The following is a 2564-nucleotide window of genomic DNA, read 5'->3' on the forward strand; positions in this document are numbered from 1 at the left end:
CAGATAAGCATTTACAACTTTCTTTTTAAATTCATAACTATATTTAGACATAAAAATACCGACCTCCAATCGTTAGATTTTTTGGTCTAACTTTTAGGGGTCGGTACAATAGCCATACTCCTTTTTTCTCTTTCTTATTTAAATTCAATGTGTTTTTCGTTTTAGTTCGTGAATATCCTGTATATAGTTGTTCATCATCAGATTGTGACAACCATCCACAAGTCATCGGATAACCTTTGCTCAAAATCTGTTCATCATAGTATATGAATCCACTCATTGTAATTTCTCCCCCAATACTTATATTTACCTCTTCATGCACCTCTATCTCATATTCATTAAGTTCTTCTTCTGTTACATTCGACCAATCTTCGTAAAAAGTGTAAAATTTTACTTCTTTATTGATAGTCGTCCCGATTAATGAATTCAGTTCAGAATATATATCAGTATTCATAAATCCATATTTAGGAGAAACATTTGTTACGCATTAATGTTTCATTATCAAGCTGTGAAGCAAGAGAAAGAAGTGTGTTAATTAACACCTGTGTCTTCTGTGCTTCTGTCAATGCAATCTGCGCATTTTCCTGCTCATTTGACATGACTTCATGGCTAAATTCGAAGTAAACCTGATTGCAGTGGTAATCTGTACCATCAGTTTCATTGATTTCAACAATAATCAGCTTCAAAAGCCTTCTAAGTAACTGCTTTAATCTTATTTCCAGTTTGGAACACTTTAAATCTAGTAAAGAATAGGCTGCCTTAATTGCTATATTGGTTGTTGCATTTGTGTCCTTAAGTCCTGCTGTATTCACCCCCATTCCAAACCGGTAAATATTTTTTTCATCCAATTCAAGTTTTGCCTGTCTCGCCTGATATGGCACATCCACGGTCTTGACATCAACACCGCCGTCATCATCCACACCAATTATTTTTTGTCTTCAGGTTGGTCTGCAATTCTTCCAAATTATCACCCTGAAAACCTTTCACCACCTGAATAGGAGTATCAAAATCAATCAGGTTATTTGAAAGGCTGCTTACTATATTTGATATATCCCTAGAATGTAATGAATTGACCGTAAACAAGGATTTAGCCTTTGATGACAATAATCCTTACATTAAGGGTACAAAATCCGTAAATGGCAATTGTATAGTTCCCATACCACCATTTTTAAATGAATTTATTTCAGAATACATAAAGACCTTACCAGGAACCAATCTCTTCTATTCTGCCAATAATAAATATATGACTGCTTCTGCTTATAATAAGATGTGGTCTAATATTGTTTCCAAAATGAATGTTGCTGCCGGTGGGTCAAATAGGATTAGAATAATAACCGGACTGACCGCACATATCTTTCGGCATAATTACTGTGCAAACTTATGTTATCAGATGCCAAACATCAGTATTAAAAGAATTGCACAATTATTAGGTGATTCTGAGAAGATGGTTTTAGAGGTTTATAATCATGTTCTGGAACAGAAAGAAAACGTGCAGGAAGTAGTAAAAAATTCAATTAATTTTTGAAGATGAAGGGGTTCAAAAATGCCCTTGAAGATGGGGTGAAGATGAATATTTAGGCTTACTTAGCACTACTTCCGATTACTCACAAAAATGGCGAAAATACTGTATTTATCAGCATTTCCGCCATTTTTAACTACTGAGACATCGGGGATTCGAACCCCGGACAACTTGATTAAAAGTCAAGTGCTCTACCAACTGAGCTAATATCCCATTTCTCAGGTTTTCTGAGAATGCCCAGTTCCGGAATCGAACCAGAGACACGAGGATTTTCAGTCCTCTGCTCTACCAACTGAGCTAACTGGGCAAGAGTTGCGGGAACAGGATTTGAACCTGTGACCTTCGGGTTATGAGCCCGACGAGCTTCCAGACTGCTCCATCCCGCGTTATTCAATTATCTTCTATAAAGAAGAATGGGCAGAGGTGGATTCGAACCACCGAAGCAATTTGCAGCAGATTTACAGTCTGTCCCCTTTGGCCACTCGGGAATCTGCCCATTTCTATACAATATGAAATTGTATAAAGCCGATGATCGGACTCGAACCGATAACCTGCTGATTACAAATCAGCTGCTCTGCCAATTGAGCCACATCGGCATATCTTGCGATACACTTATAACTACAAGAAAAGTGGGACCTACAGGGCTCGAACCTGTGACCCTCTGCTTGTAAGGCAGATGCTCTCCCAGCTGAGCTAAGATCCCATTTGAAACGACCCAAGCGGGACTCGAACCCGCGACCTCCGCCGTGACAGGGCGGCGCTCTAACCAACTGAGCCATTGGGCCTTAAAGGTACATACCTTCAAAACTTCATACAGATTGTTTCCGAGTTGCTTTGGTCAAGCCCTCGACCGATTAGTAACAGTCAGCTCCACACGTTACCGTGCTTCCACCTCTGCCCTATCTACCTGATACTCTTTCAGGGGTCTTACTGTCTTATAGACAGGGACATCTCATCTTGGGGGGGGCTTCACGCTTAGATGCCTTCAGCGTTTATCCCTTCCGGACTTGGCTACCCAGCTATGGATTTGGTATCCAGCTGATGCACC

3 protein-coding genes, 7 tRNA genes and 1 rRNA gene are annotated in these 2564 nt (G+C 39.7%); 1 reads left to right on the plus strand and 10 read right to left on the minus strand.

Features of this window, described 5'->3' with window-relative positions; genetic code table 11:
• Positions 1 to 43: 43 nt before the first annotated feature.
• Positions 44 to 451 carry a hypothetical protein gene (locus DW059_RS16200; protein ID WP_199534404.1) on the minus strand — a complete coding sequence of 136 codons (408 nt, stop codon included), beginning with the start codon at positions 449 to 451 and terminating at the stop codon, positions 44 to 46.
• Between the two features lie 10 nt (positions 452 to 461).
• Positions 462 to 917 carry a phage portal protein gene (locus DW059_RS15170; protein ID WP_158552141.1) on the minus strand — a complete coding sequence of 152 codons (456 nt, stop codon included), beginning with the start codon at positions 915 to 917 and terminating at the stop codon, positions 462 to 464.
• A gap of 149 nt (positions 918 to 1066) precedes the next feature.
• Here DW059_RS15170 and DW059_RS15175 point away from each other — a divergent pair, with 149 nt between their 5' ends.
• Positions 1067 to 1522, plus strand: a complete 456-nt coding sequence (locus tag DW059_RS15175) for a site-specific integrase (RefSeq protein ID WP_199534405.1) — start codon at positions 1067 to 1069, stop codon at positions 1520 to 1522.
• A gap of 134 nt (positions 1523 to 1656) precedes the next feature.
• Here the strand turns inward: DW059_RS15175 and DW059_RS15180 are convergent.
• The 8 genes from DW059_RS15180 to DW059_RS15215 all read right to left on the minus strand — a co-directional run.
• Positions 1657 to 1729: transfer RNA gene (locus DW059_RS15180), tRNA-Lys, on the minus strand.
• A gap of 21 nt (positions 1730 to 1750) precedes the next feature.
• Positions 1751 to 1823: transfer RNA gene (locus DW059_RS15185), tRNA-Phe, on the minus strand.
• Positions 1824 to 1828: 5 nt separating this feature from the next.
• Positions 1829 to 1902: transfer RNA gene (locus DW059_RS15190), tRNA-Met, on the minus strand.
• A gap of 28 nt (positions 1903 to 1930) precedes the next feature.
• A tRNA-Tyr gene (locus DW059_RS15195) sits at positions 1931 to 2012 on the minus strand.
• A 27-nt stretch (positions 2013 to 2039) separates the two neighbouring features.
• Positions 2040 to 2112: transfer RNA gene (locus DW059_RS15200), tRNA-Thr, on the minus strand.
• 34 nt (positions 2113 to 2146) lie between these two features.
• A tRNA-Val gene (locus tag DW059_RS15205) sits at positions 2147 to 2219 on the minus strand.
• A gap of 8 nt (positions 2220 to 2227) precedes the next feature.
• A tRNA-Asp gene (locus DW059_RS15210) sits at positions 2228 to 2301 on the minus strand.
• A gap of 49 nt (positions 2302 to 2350) precedes the next feature.
• Positions 2351 to 2564: ribosomal RNA gene (locus DW059_RS15215) — 23S ribosomal RNA — on the minus strand; the annotation flags it as partial.

Origin of the sequence: Roseburia sp. AF42-8, assembly GCF_003435965.1 — a bacterium.
GTDB classification, from domain to species: domain Bacteria; phylum Bacillota; class Clostridia; order Lachnospirales; family Lachnospiraceae; genus Roseburia_C; species Roseburia_C amylophila.